The organism is Ruoffia tabacinasalis, from assembly GCF_042652985.1.
Taxonomy (GTDB): Bacteria; Bacillota; Bacilli; order Lactobacillales; family Aerococcaceae; genus Ruoffia; species Ruoffia tabacinasalis.
On record NZ_JBHSHQ010000022.1, the window covers coordinates 1 to 15,934 of the forward strand.

At 37.6% G+C, this 15,934-nt stretch carries 14 protein-coding genes and 1 tRNA gene; 2 read left to right on the top strand and 13 right to left on the bottom strand.

Features of this window, described 5'->3' with window-relative positions:
- Window positions 1–215: 215 nt before the first annotated feature.
- Together ACFO5Y_RS03485 and ACFO5Y_RS03490 are read right to left on the bottom strand one after the other, a co-directional pair.
- A complete protein-coding gene (locus ACFO5Y_RS03485; protein WP_197105154.1) occupies window positions 216–368 on the bottom strand; it encodes a hypothetical protein in 153 nt (50 codons plus the stop codon).
- A gap of 2 nt (window positions 369–370) precedes the next feature.
- A complete protein-coding gene (locus tag ACFO5Y_RS03490; RefSeq protein WP_197105157.1) occupies window positions 371–784 on the bottom strand; it encodes a glycoside hydrolase family 2 TIM barrel-domain containing protein in 414 nt (137 codons plus the stop codon).
- 276 nt (window positions 785–1,060) lie between these two features.
- On the opposite strand from ACFO5Y_RS03490, the gene ACFO5Y_RS03495 reads away from it, so the two are divergent.
- Window positions 1,061–1,143: transfer RNA gene (locus ACFO5Y_RS03495), tRNA-Leu, on the top strand.
- Window positions 1,144–1,206: 63 nt separating this feature from the next.
- Here the strand turns inward: ACFO5Y_RS03495 and ACFO5Y_RS03500 are convergent.
- Both ACFO5Y_RS03500 and ACFO5Y_RS03505 read right to left on the bottom strand, forming a co-directional pair.
- Window positions 1,207–3,387: a Tex family protein gene (locus tag ACFO5Y_RS03500; protein WP_197105153.1), complete on the bottom strand. Its 2,181-nt coding sequence runs from the start codon at window positions 3,385–3,387 to the stop codon at window positions 1,207–1,209.
- A gap of 10 nt (window positions 3,388–3,397) precedes the next feature.
- Window positions 3,398–4,102 carry a metallophosphoesterase family protein gene (locus tag ACFO5Y_RS03505; RefSeq protein ID WP_197105152.1) on the bottom strand — a complete coding sequence of 235 codons (705 nt, stop codon included), beginning with the start codon at window positions 4,100–4,102 and terminating at the stop codon, window positions 3,398–3,400.
- A 218-nt stretch (window positions 4,103–4,320) separates the two neighbouring features.
- On the opposite strand from ACFO5Y_RS03505, the gene ACFO5Y_RS03510 reads away from it, so the two are divergent.
- Window positions 4,321–5,784 carry an NCS2 family permease gene (locus tag ACFO5Y_RS03510; RefSeq protein WP_197105151.1) on the top strand — a complete coding sequence of 488 codons (1,464 nt, stop codon included), beginning with the start codon at window positions 4,321–4,323 and terminating at the stop codon, window positions 5,782–5,784.
- Between the two features lie 431 nt (window positions 5,785–6,215).
- On the opposite strand, the gene ACFO5Y_RS03515 is transcribed toward ACFO5Y_RS03510, so the two are convergent.
- The 9 genes from ACFO5Y_RS03515 to ACFO5Y_RS03555 form a co-directional block, all read right to left on the bottom strand.
- On the bottom strand, window positions 6,216–6,476 hold the full coding sequence (locus tag ACFO5Y_RS03515; protein WP_197105150.1) for a hypothetical protein: 261 nt from the start codon (window positions 6,474–6,476) through the stop codon (window positions 6,216–6,218).
- Window positions 6,477–7,287: 811 nt separating this feature from the next.
- Window positions 7,288–8,568, bottom strand: a complete 1,281-nt coding sequence (locus ACFO5Y_RS03520) for an ABC transporter substrate-binding protein (RefSeq protein WP_197105149.1) — start codon at window positions 8,566–8,568, stop codon at window positions 7,288–7,290.
- A gap of 29 nt (window positions 8,569–8,597) precedes the next feature.
- The gene (locus ACFO5Y_RS03525; RefSeq protein WP_197105148.1) at window positions 8,598–9,419 is read right to left on the bottom strand and encodes a carbohydrate ABC transporter permease; all 822 of its coding nucleotides are present in this window, start codon (window positions 9,417–9,419) and stop codon (window positions 8,598–8,600) included.
- Between the two features lie 2 nt (window positions 9,420–9,421).
- Entirely contained in the window at window positions 9,422–10,318 is an 897-nt protein-coding gene (locus ACFO5Y_RS03530; protein ID WP_197105147.1) for a carbohydrate ABC transporter permease, read from the bottom strand.
- A complete protein-coding gene (locus tag ACFO5Y_RS03535; protein WP_197105146.1) occupies window positions 10,311–11,351 on the bottom strand; it encodes an ABC transporter ATP-binding protein in 1,041 nt (346 codons plus the stop codon). Before ACFO5Y_RS03535 ends, ACFO5Y_RS03530 begins: the two co-directional genes overlap by 8 nt.
- Before the next feature lie 94 nt (window positions 11,352–11,445).
- Window positions 11,446–13,035: a bifunctional metallophosphatase/5'-nucleotidase gene (locus tag ACFO5Y_RS03540; RefSeq protein ID WP_197105145.1), complete on the bottom strand. Its 1,590-nt coding sequence runs from the start codon at window positions 13,033–13,035 to the stop codon at window positions 11,446–11,448.
- A 12-nt stretch (window positions 13,036–13,047) separates the two neighbouring features.
- Entirely contained in the window at window positions 13,048–13,389 is a 342-nt protein-coding gene (locus tag ACFO5Y_RS03545; protein WP_380706350.1) for a hypothetical protein, read from the bottom strand.
- A 33-nt stretch (window positions 13,390–13,422) separates the two neighbouring features.
- Window positions 13,423–14,388 carry an MBL fold metallo-hydrolase gene (locus tag ACFO5Y_RS03550; RefSeq protein WP_380706351.1) on the bottom strand — a complete coding sequence of 322 codons (966 nt, stop codon included), beginning with the start codon at window positions 14,386–14,388 and terminating at the stop codon, window positions 13,423–13,425.
- Window positions 14,389–14,559: 171 nt separating this feature from the next.
- Window positions 14,560–15,783 (bottom strand): aggregation-promoting factor C-terminal-like domain-containing protein, encoded by a 1,224-nt coding sequence (locus tag ACFO5Y_RS03555; protein WP_197105143.1) that lies wholly within the window; start codon window positions 15,781–15,783, stop codon window positions 14,560–14,562.
- Window positions 15,784–15,934 lie beyond the last annotated feature (151 nt).

Consider the following 15,934-nt stretch of genomic DNA (forward strand, 5'->3'; position numbering starts at 1 on the left):
ACTGACAGGTGGTCCCATTTTCAATTGCAATTCCTAAAATTTTGGCCCCTTTTTAAAATACAATATACACTTACCAATAAAACGGTTACATATCAACTCCATAGCCTTTTTTACACAGTTTTATAACACAAAATTCACACATTAGAAAAAGCACCCTAAACTAATAGGATGCTTCGTTTAAAATTCATTTAATATTTTCCCAGCGTTCTTTTAATTTATAAGCGACGCGTTTTGGTTGGCGTTAACGTGTGAATACACCTTTTTTTTCCGTTCACTCGCATCAGGCCTTCAACAGTTTGGAAATCAGCAAAGTTCCAAATTTGCTCACTTTGAACCATGTCATAATCAGCAAACACGCGGTGATACATATCTAAGTACCCATCCTTGTATTGCTCTGTCCCATCACTGATGGAAGTTTTGATTCACCAATGTAATTATCTGTACCGTATTCAGTAAAGATCATTGGTTTATTTAAATCGAGTTCTACCCAAGCATCCATCTCATCACGGAATAGTCGTTCAGCACCTTCAAAGTCTGATTCACCTTTAACATACCAACCGTAATAACGGTTCATACATAGGAAATCAGCATGGTGATAACTTTTACAAGCATCAGGAGTTGAATACATAATTAAAGCAAATATACGTGGACGTTGTTGCGGACCATATTTGTGAGCTGCTTCAAATAATGGTCCGAAATATTCATTCGCTGCTTCTGTTGTTGTGCTTGGCTCATTCAGTAAGCTCCATGCAAAGACACTTGGGTGATTTTTATCACGTAAAATCTGTCATGAATATCTTCAATATGGTTCTTTTGTAATTCATCTAGATTTAGAAGAGCTTCAAAGAAGTCAACGTCTGTACCTTGAGAAGCTGCTAAGAAGTTGACGATACCTTCTAAATTTAATAACTTATAATATGATTATATCAAAACCACGACTTTACTCAGTTATAAAAACTCTTTAACAGATTTATATACTCTATTCTCTTCACTATGAAATATTGAATCTAAACCTTTTTTGTGCTATTATAAATCTTGTCCTTTAATTTAAGGAAAACACGCGATCGTGGCGGAATGGCAGACGCGCTAGCTTGAGGGGCTAGTGTCCTTAAGGATGTGTGGGTTCAAATCCCATCGATCGCATCATAAACTCAGTACATAAAGAAACACGGTGACTTCATTAGAAGCTACCGTGTTTTTTTGTCTTTACTCTTTATTAAAAATTCTCTTTAACCCAATGCGGCTTTTTTGACGATCTAAAGAAATGACTTCGACTTCAATAATATCTCCAACAGAAACGGCATCAGAGGGATGTTTGATGAATTTTTTAGAGAGTTTGGAGATGTGTACTAAACCATCTTGTTTTACTCCAATATCAACGAAAGCACCAAAGTCGACCACGTTACGCACGACTCCTTGCAGTTGCATCCCCTCATCCAAATCTTCCATTGATAAGACGTCCGCACGAAGGACTGGCGCATCTTGCCCGTCACGTACATCTGCTGTTGGATGCATTAACCCATCTAAAATATCTGAGATAGATTCTTCACCTAAGTCGTATTGGGTTGCTAAGTCACTGGCTTTGAGTGATTTTAGTGTTTCAATCGCCTCTTCAGAACCAATATCATTTACGTTAACATTTGCCTGATTTAAAATATCTAAAGCCACTTTATAACTTTCCGGGTGAATACTCGTTTGGTCTAATGGATTTTCCCCGCCTAAGATACGCATGAAACCTACCGCTTGTTCATAAGTTTTAGGCCCTAAACGTTTGACATCTTTAATTTGTTCACGACTTGAGAAGTGACCTATTTCGTCACGAAGTGCAATCACATTCTTAGCTGTGGCTGCAGTCAATCCTGAAACGTGCTCCAATAATTGGATACTAGCAGTATTCAAATCGACTCCAACCTGGTTAACGGTAATGTTCACCACAAAGTCTAATTGTTGTGTTAAATCTTTTTGACTCACATCATGTTGGTATTGACCTACTCCCATAGATTTCGGATCAATCTTAATTAATTCAGCAATCGGATCTTGTAAACGACGAGCAATTGAAACCGCACTACGTTCTTCAACTTGGAAGTCTGGGAACTCTTTACGGGCAATAGCACTCGCGCTATATACCGAAGCACCCGCTTCATTAATCACGATAAATTGCGTGTCCAAGTTATGTTCTTTAATTAGATCTGAAACAAATTGTTCAGACTCACGACTAGCTGTCCCATTACCGATCGCAATGATATCCACATCGTGTTTACGGATAAATTCTAATAACTCACCTTTCGCTGCTTGACGTTTAGTCGCTGATGCAGGTTTATGTGGATAAATAACACCTTTATCTAATACGCGACCCGTTTCGTTAATGATAGCTAATTTACAACCTGTACGATATGCCGGGTCAAAGCCCATGACAACACGTCCTTTTAAAGGTGGTTGTAGTAAGAGGTTACGTAAGTTTTCACCAAATACTTTAATCGCTTGTTGACTGGCCTCTTCCGTTGCTTCACTACGCATCTCACGTTCAATCGCTGGTCCAATGAAGCGTTTATACGCATCTTCAACAGCCAATTGAACTAACTCTTTCTTGTCGTCATTCAGTTCTTTAGGGATGAAACGGTTCGACATATATTTAATAACTGGTTCAGCGTCAACGTGAATTTTCACTGTGATGACGCCTTCTTTTTCTGCACGATTAATTGCAAGCGTACGGTGAGACATCAATGTCGTTAATGATTCGCTAAATTCATAATATTGTTGATACACTTTATTCTCATCTTTGTCTTCATCTTTAAGTGTAGTTACGATGTTAGCATTATAGCGCGTGTATTTACGAATAAATTCACGGTACTGTGCATTATCAGACACTTCTTGAGCTAGGATTTCATGTGCACCTGCTAACGCATCTTGTGCGGTTGGCACTTCATCGTTGATATATTTTTCTGCTTCTGCTTCTGGAGTTGCATCCGTTGCTTCAACTGATAATAACCACTCGGCTAATGGTTCTAGTCCATTTTCCTTCGCTGTCATCGCTTTTGTACGACGACTTTGTTTGAACGGACGGTATATATCTTCAACTTGTTGTAAGGTTGAAGATTTCATAACACTTCGTTCAATCTCATCGGTTAATTTTTCTTGCTCAGCAATTAAGCGAACGACTTCTTCTTTTCGCTCGCCTAATTGTTTCGCATAGGTATATTTTTGTTCGATATCGTGAATTTGTACTTCGTCCAGTGATCCGGTTACTTCTTTACGGTAACGGGCGATAAATGGAATCGTATTCCCTTCACTTAATAAGTTCAGTACCGCTTGGATTTGCTTGGGACTGATTTTTGTTTCTTGGTTAATTTGTTTGATTAAATCTGTTGTATCAATAACTGTTGCCATTAAAAATCTCCTATCTTAATACTACGACATCGTTCACTTCTTCTCGATCAATGCGCAAAGCAATTAAGCTTCCGCCATAGACATTACCACCGTCGATACCCCATTTGCCATCACGTTGCCAAGGCTCGACTGATTCATGCAATGTTTGAACAGGTGTATGGCCGAAGATGATGTTGCGTCCGGTCGTATTTTTTTCATAATGAAACCCTTCTCGAATCCATAAGAAATCATGCAAAGAAGTGTAACGCCAATCTGATTTAGTAAAGTCTACGCCTGCATGGACAATAATATGATTACCAAAAGTTGTGTAATAAACTAAACTTTCCAGCCATTCTATCAGCCACGGTTCTTTCTCAAGGAGTTTCTCCACTACTTCCTCCGGTGCTTGTGCTTCAACGTCTTCGATTTGGATTTGTAGTAATTGAGAAATTGTTGTTGCACCACCATTTTGCTTATAAAGTTTCCATTCTTTTCGTGGTTCAAGTAAGTAATTCAAGAAAAGTTGTTCATGATTGCCTCGTAAAAGGATCGCATTATGCTCTTTTTGTAAAGTTCTTACGGTCTTTAACACAGAGTCCGAATTGGGTCCACGGTCAATATAATCTCCGACTAAGATTAGTTGCTCTTCATCCCGGCGCCAGTGAGATAACATGACCTCTAACGAATGATACATGCCATGGATATCGCCGATTACAAAAGCTTTTTCTTTTGTCATACTAAGTCACCTTCTTCCTACATATAATAGATTATATCATAATTGCCAACGAGTATATAATGAGCTACATATGTTGTGAATATTATTTTAGATGGGTTTTAATCAAAAACACGAACGTTCATCTCTGAATATATACGAATCGTTTGTTTCGGTCTAGGCATTTCAGAAGTCTGTTGTTATACTTACTAGCGTAATAAATATATTTTAGGAGGAAGAAAATGAACGCTTTAAATCGTTTTTTTAAGTTGGAGGAACACAACACAACTGTTTCGACCGAAATTGTTGCGGGAATCACGACTTTCTTAGCGATGTCGTACATTGTATTTGTAAACCCTAGTATCTTAGCATTATCTGGCATGCCTTCTCAGGCAGTGTTTCTAGCGACATTATTTGCATCAGCTATCTCGACATTATTTATTGGGTTATTTGCAAATGTCCCTTATGCACTTGCACCGGGTATGGGTCTGAATGCATTCTTTACATATACAGTTGTCTTTGCTTTAGGCTTTACTTGGCAAGAAGCTTTATCCATGGTATTCATCTGTGGGATAATTAACGTATTAATCACAGTAACTAAAGTTCGTAAGATGTTAATCCTTGCGATCCCAGAATTTTTACAACACGCAATCTCAGCCGGTATCGGAGTATTTATTGGTTACCTTGGTATTAAAAATGCTGGCTTGTTACAGTTCACTTCAGATGCATCAAATATCGTCTCTGTGAATGGTCAAGCGGGCGGGACTGAAATTAACGGTGTCGTTGAATCAGTTGTCACAAGTGGTGGAATTTTACCTGAGTTAGTTGATTTAACTCAACCAACGGTTCTTGTTGTTATTATTGGATTATTCATTACAATTGCTTTAATGATCTTAAATGTTCAAGGTGCAATTTTAATTGGTATTATTGCGACAACTTTATTAGCGATGGTATTTGGCTTAGTTGATCTATCAACGATTGATTTCTCTGAAAATACTTTAGCGGATGCCTTTGTTGAATTTAAAGATACTTTCTTAGTCATCTTTACATCAGCCGGCTTACCTTCCCTATTCTCTGATCTGTCAAAATTACCAGTCGTTATTATGACAATCTTTGCATTCAGTTTGGCGGATGTCTTCGATACAATTGGTACATTCATTGGAACTGGTCGTCGTACAGGAATCTTTACAGATAAAGATATTCAAGAATTAGAAGATTCAACAGGAATTACTTCAAAAATGGACCGCGCATTATTCGCCGATTCAATTGGTACTGTCTTTGGTGCGATGTTTGGTACTTCTAATACAACGACTTTCGTTGAGTCAGCTGCAGGTATCGGAGCTGGAGGTCGCACAGGATTAACTTCAGTTTCAACCGCTATATGCTTTATCTTAGCAGCATTTTTAGCACCAGTTATAAGTATTGTTCCTACAGCAGCAACGGCACCAGCTTTAATTATTGTTGGTATCTTAATGGTTTCAAGTTTTGCTGATATTGAATGGTCTGATTTCTCGGTCGCTGTTCCAGCCTTCTTCACTTCTGTCTTCATGGGACTGGCATATTCAATTTCTAATGGGATTGCAGCAGGTTTCATTACATACGGACTTGTTAAGATTGTTAAAGGCGAAGCGAAAGAGGTTCACCCTATCTTGTGGATTTCAATGGGTCTATTCATCCTAAACTTCATCGTTATGGCGTCATTCTAATTGAATTACCCTTCTATATACTTTACCTCTGTAGAGCATTTAACCGTGCTTTACAGGGGTATTTTGGTTTAAAAAAAATAATCTTGACACACAAAAAACTCCGGACACAGACTTGCTCTGTTCCGGAGTTTAATATTATTACTTTACGTAGTTTTTAAAATTTGTGATTGCGACTAACCATGACGCACCGCCAACAACTCCTAAGATTCCCATTACGATCCTAGACGTATTATATCCCCCACATAAATCCACAATCCCTGCAACTGCTGATGAAACAATCACAATACCTTATTATTGAGCTAATTGACCATAACCATAGGCATTAGAATACTCTTTTGTTGGGAAGAGTGAATCTGTTAGTAATGGTTTTACTTTAGACAATAAATAATGAAAAGATTTAGACATATAAATCTTTTGAGAAATACTGTAACCTACAAGTCCAATAATAGACGAAATAATATCATCAAATAAGTCTTATTAAAATGTGGACCTGATAAATTTTTTAAAACGATCGTTAAAACAAAAATCCCAATTCCTAAAACAATCACTTTATTAATTGCAAAGGCACTGTTACTGATTGCAAATTCTATTGCAACTGATGTTTGGAATATATTGGCTAGAGCGACTGCAGCTGGACCTAGTAACGAAATATTGATTAGAATCGCAATGACGATCCACCAACCGTAGATCATTTTCTCCTTTTTTAATTCATCATACGAGTTTTTTTACAATCATAGCAGAAAATCTCTAATTCAGAACACTTTTTTCATATTTTTTTATTAAAAAGCCATCATTATGGCTTTTATGTAATTTATTTGCTATCAAGTTACATCATTGTTTATTTATAAATTGGTGATATAGGTCTGATATCTATCGGCGCATGATAGATAAAGGTAGCTGCCTGGGACACCTATAATATGCTTAATTTGAAGAATATCGTTAATTTAAATTAGCTGCAACTAATAAGGATTTCTTTTGTAACTAAAGACAAATGGCGTTACCGTTTGGCTTGAGATAGGTCAACTAAAGACAAATGGACTTACCGTTTGGCTTGAGTTAGCCCATCTAAAGACGAATGGAGTTGCCGTTTGGCTTGAGTTAGCCCATCTAAAGACGAATGGAGTTGCCGTTTGGCTTGAGCTAGGTCAACTAAAGACGAATGGACTTATCGTTTGGCTTGAGTTAGGTCAACTAAAGACGAATGGTCTTACCGTTTGGCTTGAGCTAGGTCAACTAAAGACAAATGGACTTACCGTTTGGCTTGAGTTAGCCCATCTAAAGACGAATGGAGTTGCCGTTTGGCTTGAGCTAGGTCAACTAAAGACGAATGGACTTACCGTTTGGCTTGAGTTAGCCCATCTAAAGACGAATGGAGTTGTCATTTGTCGCTAGTTTAATCTGAATCACACAAATACCTAAGATTCACAATCCTAAAGGCAAAAAACACCCACTAAAGTTTCAGTGGGTGTGTTTGTTATCTATTCTATTGTTGCGGATAGTAGATTACTCTACTCCAAGATGTCCTTTAACTAAGTCTTCGATTCCTTGCATTTCAGCTTGAACGTCAGCGTCGTTAATCATAATATTTTCTAAAGCTAATTCGATTTCACTGAATACTTCTGAAGATCCTACATAAGGAACTTGTGATTGACCGTAGTCTAACTCTGCTGAAGCCGCTTCTACAAGTGGGTTTTCAGCTAAGTAGTCTTGCCATAAGTCAGAATCTAATCCTGCTTGAGTGATTGGTAAGTAACCAGTTCCAATTGCCCATTTAGCTGTATTTTCACCTTCTAATAAGTAAGCTAAGAATGCAGCTGCACCAGCGCGTTCTTCTTCTGAAGCTGATTCAAATACGCCTAAATCATTACCAGCGAATAAAGTTAAGTTTTCACCATCGTTGAATACTGGAATTTCAGCTGTAGTCATGTTAATTCCATTTTCTTCAATTCCTGGTAATACGTGTGCTAAACCAGCTGAAGATCCGATGTATAATGCACTTGCACCTTGTGAGAATGGACCTGACATGAATCCGTCTTCTCCAGCTTGACGTGCATGTCCATTAGTAATTAAATCTTTAATGAATTGTACAGGTTCAGTGGCAGTTTCTGAAGCAATTTCAACTTCTGTTAAATCATCAGAAATCCAAGTTGCACCATTTTGACGAGCCATTGTTTCAACTTCCATTGAGATAGAGTTTTCTAATCCCATTGCTTCTTCTTCTAAACCAGCTTCGTCAAGAGCTTCACCTAAAGCTTGAACTTCAGCCCAAGTTGTTGGAATTTCAGCTTCAACTTCGTCTAATAAATCTTGGTTAACAAACATTAAACGAACTGATTTTGAGAATGGCATTGCATAGATTCCATCATCATAAGTAACACCAGACATGAACCCTTCAAAGATTCCGTCTTTTAACTCGTCCGTCCAACCATTTTCTTCTGTTAAGTAAGCGTCTAATGGCGTTAATAAACCTTGATCACGGTAATCAGGTGTATTTGAGTTTGTTAATTGAGACATTGTTGGTAAGTCACCAGACACACCAGATGCCATAATACTTTGTTGTAAAGTACTGTAGTCACCTTGGTTTTGTTCAACAACAACATATTGGTCTTGTGAACCGTTGAATCCTTCAACTAATTCAGTGATCATGTCTTGGTGAGGACCGTTCATTGCGTGCCAGAAAGTAATTTCTACTGGCTCTTCTTGTGCTTGGGCAGTGAATGGTGCAAATGCACTTACTGATACTGATGCCGCTAAAGCAGCAACTGCTAATTTAAATTTCTTCATTAAATAATTCCCTCCTGAGGATATATTGACTAACCTTTTAGTCCAGAGTTTGAGATACCTTGAATAATGTAACGTTGCAACAATAGATAGATGATAACCATAGGAACAATAACAATCGTTGAGGCAGCCATTAATAACTCAAATTTCGTACCCGCTTCTGTTGTAAATGCTTGAAGTCCGACAGGTAATGTACGTAGACTAGTATCATTTGTAACAATCAGTGGCCACATGAATGAGTTCCAGCTTCCGATAACCTTCAATATCATCACTGCGACAATCGATGATTGAGATAGTGGTACCATCATTTCCCAAAGGAAACGCCAGTCACTACTACCATCCACTTTCGCAGAATAATATAAAGCATCCGGTATCGATTCAAACGACTGCTTTAGAGTAAAGATCGAGAATACACTCGCTAACCAAGGGATGATTAATGCCCAATAAGTATTAATTAAATCCCAATTTGCCAAAGTAACAAAGTTCGGGATGGTCATCAATTCACCTGGGACCATCATCGTAGCTAACAATATAATAAATATTAAATCTTTACCCCAAAATTTAAGTTTAGCAAAGGCAAAAGCTGCCAATATGCTAGTAAATAATTCACCCGCAGTGGAAGCCACCGTGACAATCACACTGTTTACGAAATAACGAGCGAACGGCGCTGCTTCGAGCGCTTCTTCATAGTTTGAAAACAACCAATTACTTGGTAAAAGAGCCGGTGGAATCGCAATCGCTTCTCCAGCTGACTTCAAACTGGTTGACACCATCCAGAAGAATGGTAACACCATCAAGATACCACCTAGAAAAAGCACTAAATAAATAGAAAATAATTGTAAGAATTTTTTCATGCTTACCCACCTCGCTTCTCAAAATACCGATTACCAAGGTATTGAATGATTGTTATCACAAGTACAATTAAGAATAAGACAATTCCAGATGCCGCAGCGACTCCATAATCGAATTGTTCGTAGAATTTTCTAAATAGATAATAAACAACCGTCGTTGCTGAACCTGCCGGTCCAGGTCGTCCATTGAATAAAGCAAAGACTTCATCAAACACTTTGAATGAATTAATCGTTCCAACAACTGAAAGTAAGAATAATGTCGGTCTTAGAAGTGGAATGGTAATGTTTGTAAATCTTGCCCAAACTCCTGCACCATCAACTTTAGCAGCGCGATAATAATTATCACTAATATTATTTAAACCAACTAATAGAAGCAGGATGTTAAAACCTAACCCCTTCCAAATCGCCATGATAATAACGGCTATCATCGCGTTATCAGGATCACCTAGCCAGTTGATGGCATCAACACCAAAGAGTCCTAAGATATAGTTAATTAAGCCATATCTAGAGTGGTAAAGCCAACTCCAAACTACTGAAATCGCAACCGTACTTGTTACAAATGGTAAGAAGTAAACAGAACGGAAGAAGCCTTGGAATTTAGGAATCGAATTTAATAACACAGCAACAAACAAAGATATAATAATCGATGCAGGTACTACACCAATAACATAAATCGCTGTGTTCTTTAAAGCTTTGAAGAACTCAGGGTCAGTGAGTAACTCTTGATAATTATCCATCCCACGAGCATTAATCTCACCCGAAAAGATATTAAAGTCTGTATAAAAACTCATATCAATCGATTTAAAGATTGGATAAATCGTAAAAATACCAATAAAAATAATGGCTGGTGCTAAATAAAGTAAAGAGACTAAAGTACTTTTTACTGTTGCCTTCTTATTCATCTTTATCCCTGCTTTCCAGGCGATTCCCTTCTATGTCGAAGTATAAAGTGTTTGCTTCATCGGCATTAAAGTAAATTGTATCGCCAACATTTAAGCCTTCAGTATCGACATCAGAAACAATGAATTTCTCACTGTCATTATTTAAATGAACTGTGATGTCTTTACCTACACGTTCGATACGTTCAACTGTTGCACTTAATAAGTGTGATTCCTCATTAGCTACAACTAGATGTTCTGGACGAACTCCAAAGTGGAACCAGTCTTTATTATAGAATGAATGTTCTTTATTGATAGAACGCGATTCTTTTGTAAAAACATTAATAATTGGCGACCCAATAAATTTCGCAATAAATAAGTTTTTAGGGTCTTCATATAAAGTAACAGGATCTGTCATTTGTTGAATTTCCCCATCGTCTAGGACCATAACGTGGTCTGCGATACTTAAAGCTTCTTCTTGGTCATGGGTTACAAACACGGTTGTAACACCCGTTTCTTTTTGAATACGGCGAATTTCTTCACGCATCTCAATACGTAAACGCGCATCCAAGTTACTTAACGGCTCATCCATTAATAGAATTGACGGTGATTTAGCTAAGGCACGACTAATCGCTACCCTTTGTTGTTGTCCACCAGATAATTGACGTGGATATTTATCTAATTGATCGCCGATCTTAGTTAACTCCGCCATTTCAGTGGCGATGCGGCGGCGTTCCTTTTTACTCACTTTAGCCATTTTTAAAGGGAACATAATATTCTCTAAGACGGTTAAATGTGGATAAAGCGCATAGTTTTGGAATACTAAACCAACACCCCGTTTAACTGGGTCTAAATTCGTTACTTCTTTATCATCAAAGAAGATCTTCCCTTCAGTTGCATCTAACAAACCAGATATGAGATACAATGTTGTTGATTTCCCACTACCACTTGGGCCTAAAAATGAAATTAATTCGCTACTAGGTAGAGTGAAATTAATACGGTCTAATACTGTCTTATCTCCAAACTTCAGTGTCACGTCTTCAAATCTTACTTGCATACTTACACCTCATCCTTCTCAAGTTCTTTCAGTATACCAAGCTACTGTAAATTTTTTGTAAATTCTATGTAAAATAATCGTATCCTAATAATTCTCATGGGTTATTCATATCAGCGATATTTAATTTTGGTTCCCATGTGAGGTGCTGATAATTTGAATTAATATAGTCCCATTTTTCTTGAGAATAAGTGCTTAGCGCTTCTTTCATTAAAGTCGCGATATCAATATTTGAGATTGATTCAATTTTTTCTTTACCATACCACTTAAAGTCTCCCCCGCCGACGGCACGGTATTGAGATAAAGCTACACTATAAGTAGCATTTTTATCCAGCATTTTTCCAGTTCGATCATCGACAATACTTGTCACACGCTGACCAACAGGTTGTGTCATATCAACGGTTGTAGTCATTCCACTATAGACGTCAAAGTTATAATGTCTTGGTTTAGGTACAACATATTCTGGATTCACATCGATGTTACCTTGAGCGTTTACTTCTAGGTATTGTAAGTTGAATTCCATGACTTCATATAGGTCATTACCCGTGACATTCACTTTAGCGATTAAATTATAAAAAGGATAGCTCTTTAATAAAGTTTCATTCGTAATTTCACCGTGGAAATTTACAAAAGCATTATTAACTAAAGCCACAGAACTAAAATCAGCTCCTGTTTCATCGAATTGAATTTGATTTAAAAATTCAATAAATGGATGGCCATTCAAACGCGCATCAATCGGACTTGTAGTCACTTGTTCTAAAGGTGCGACACCTAATACGGTATTCAACCAATTATTTCCATCAGTAATTTCAGGTTCCATGACAGCTTTAACTGCTTGGTTAACCTCACATTGAGACGTGTTATGAAGTGTACCGTTTATTCCTGAAACCTCTTGATTATCCGTTAATTCAATTTCGACTTCGGCTACAATTTCACCGGCATAGCCAGGTTGAATGACGTAAGTTTGGCCCACTTGTTGATTCAACTCGCGGTGTTGATGACCTGTTAATAAGACGTCAACCCCTTCAATACCCGCCAACATTTCAGACCCTTGGTTTTCTTTCGTTAATTCTTCTAAAGGTTCCTTAGTGACTAAATCTCGTTCGAAACCACCATGATACGCTAATATGACAACATCCACTTGGTCACGCACTATTTCAACGTAATACTTAGCGGATTCAAAGGCATCCTCAAATCGTAACCCCTCATAATGGGCGGGCAATTCCCAGTTTGGAATATAAGAAGTTGTTACTCCTACAATACCAATCTTGATGCCATTTTGTTCAATGATATCGTACGGTTTTCCTAAAAATGGTTTGTCCGTCGCATCATCAATAATATTGCTGACAAGTAAATCCGCATTCAAATCTTCAATTATCTGGTCGCGGTAATCTTGCCCAAAGTTAAATTCATGATTCCCAATCAATTGATAGTCATAACCAATCGCATTCATTGCTCGAGCAATAACTCTTCCGTCTTGACGTTCTTGACTCAAGTAGGTTGCAAAAGACGATCCTTGGATAAAATCACCTAGGTCTATCGTTAAAGTCACATCAGCCTCTTTGGCTTTTAAATTTTCAATACAAGTTGCGGTATTGAATAAAGATGCCTTAGGATTATCTGGTTGATTTAACCAATGCCCATGGGTATCGCTTGTTACAATTAATCTAATAACTTGTTGACTCACTTTATCTCTCCTCTACTTACTCAGTTCCTTCATTGAATCAATGGAATATTGCTTGTTATATTCAGGTAACCAAGTTGTAACTCCATACGTTTCAAGGGCTTCACTGTATAGTTCTGGCAATTTTGTGTGCCAAGGAACGGTGACTTTTGCGTTAATTGTGTAGGCAACCGCTAATAAATCTTCTTTAGAAGCATGTCCTGACACACCCGCATCAACCACTCGCCAACCGTTATCGTGTAAGCCACGAATATAAGTTTCATAACCTTCCATGAATGATCCTAAAGGAACACCATTTGAATGAAGTAAGATTCCTTTTGGTAAATCATATAACTGCTCGTAAGTAAATTCATCCACTTGAAGTGCAAATTGTTCAGGGTTTTCCTGAATTTATTGAATACTCACACCAAAGCTCGCATCTTCCGTTGCTAAAGGAGCAACATGATCTAAGTCTTTGACATATTCGAATGCTAGATTATATAGACTCGCTTGCAGTACAAATGTGCGTTTATACTCATTGAATAAATGCGCTAATTCAACCACGCGATCCACATTTTGTGGATAACCATTAAATGCTACTAATTTATCTGAGTCTTTAATTAAAGCACGTACGTCTCGCATTAAGCCAAATTCTGTGTGACTGCCTAAGCGTTCAATCAGTGGTTCTAATGCCTTATCAAGTGCAGATGGTTCAATCGTTTTGCTGAAACTATAACTTGTTCCCTCAAGTAATAAGATATCTGGTTGGAAAGCTTTTGCTTTAATCGTTGTCTCCATCACTCTTTCCGGATGGAAACCACTTAATCTCAAGTCTCCTGAGTAAATCACTTTAACATCAGGAGCTTTAATAAAGATACTTGCCGCCCCTTCCGTATCATGATCACTTAGATGAAAAGTAATTGAAAACTCACCATGTTCAATCGTCTCACCGGGTTTTACTGGTGTCCAATTTACTGGATAGTCCGGTAGAAATTCGTGCTTGTTCAACGAATGATATAAAGCAACCGCTGTCTCGGTTGCATAGACAGGAATATCCGGATGTAAATGAGCCAAGCTCCCCACATGGTCCAAATGTAGATGTGAAATTAATACAATCGTTTTTAAGTCTGAAGCTTCATAACTTAATGTTGAATTATCTTCTAAAGCTTCTTGTCTAAATAGACCATCAATTTTAGGCAATTTGTTGTCATCATATAATGCTTGCGTATTTTTCTGATATGCTAATTCATTAATATCAACACCTACAACTGCCCCAAAATCTGTAATAATACGATAGCCATTGTACACTAGCGAGATTATATTACCGCCAATCGTATCTAAGCCCCCATGAAATTCCATAATTGTTTTGTGATTCATTCAAAATAACTCCTTTGTCTTAGGTCTAAAAATATTCTAGCACTATCTGAAGTGAAAAGACAAATATAAACTTACTATATGAGAGGCGATACTTTGTAACCCTAAGCAAAACAAAAAAGCCGAAGCAACTATTTCTAGTTGTTTCGACTTTTTTTAAAATATAGTTAAATTTTAATACCAGTTGTTTGCGTTGTGGTGAGCTAAGGCTGCTTGCCAGCTTCCGTAACGTGATGCAACATATCCATTAGATGCTGCTTCTTGACTGGCTGGTGATCTGTCACCGTAACCATATGTCGAGAAGTATGAATCTAACATTTGGTAAGCTCCGTAGTGGTTTCCAGATACACTATAAATATCATAGTTATGTGTACTTTCACGACGGCGGATTTCTAATTTAGCTGCTAATTCAGATTCAGATAGACCAGCATTTTCTGGCATTGAACCTAGACTTGCTGAGTAGTAGTCAATTGAACCAGAAGCTGGCTCTTCGACAACAGGTTCTTCAACAACAGGTTCTTCGACTTCAGGTTCCACATAAACTGGTTCCTCTACCACTGGCTCTTCTTCTTCAACTACTTCCCATGGTTGAGTTTCTTCAGGAACAGTTAAGTCAGTTTCGTAAGTTGGTTCTTCAACTTCTTCTACGATTTCTTCTTCAACAATTTCTTCAACGACAGGAGTTTCTTCAACAACTTCAGTGATTTCTTCTTCTAGTACAGGCTCTTCTACCACTGATTCTTCAATAATTTCTTCTTCGACTACAGGTGTTTCTTCAGCAACAACTTCTTCTGTTGCCTCTTCTTCCCAAGTGACTAAGTTTTCTGGGTAAGAAACCTCTGCTGTTTCATAAGTGAATTCTGATACTTCTTCAGCTGCTTCAACTTCTTGCGTTTCTGGCGCAATCCATTCTTCAACTGTGTTTAATACTAAACCATCTTCAGTCATTGGTTCAGTTACTTCTGGTTCTATGACTTCTTCAATAACTTCTTCAGTTTCAACTGGTTCTACTTCTTCACCAGTTTCAGTTGAGTAAGTCACTTCTTCACCTAAATCTTCATTAGCGAAAGTCACTTGATGGTGCTCTTCGTTAAATGCTAATGTTGATCCTGCAATAATTAAGTCAGGATTTTCAAGTTGGTTTAATACTGTTACTTCTTCAACAGATAGCCCTAATGCTTCTGCGATAACTGATAAAGTATCTCCCCATTGAATTGTATATTTGCCTGTTTCAGAAATTTCTTTATTTATTGAATCGGCAACATCTACGATTGAACGCTCGGTCCAAGTCCCTGATACTTCGTTATCACCGATGACTTGTGCTTCAGCACTATTGATCGCCATTGATGAAGCAGAAACTGCAATTGTAGCTGCCACAAGTTTTAGTGATTTTCTCATTTATGTAATACCCCTTTATATTTAAAATAATTAAATATCATATTTGATGACTTATGATATATTAACTCAAGTTCAAATATAAAGAAAGAGCTAAAGGCCATCTGTTAATGACCCTTAACTCTTTTGTTGCATAACTCCATTTTTGTAACAC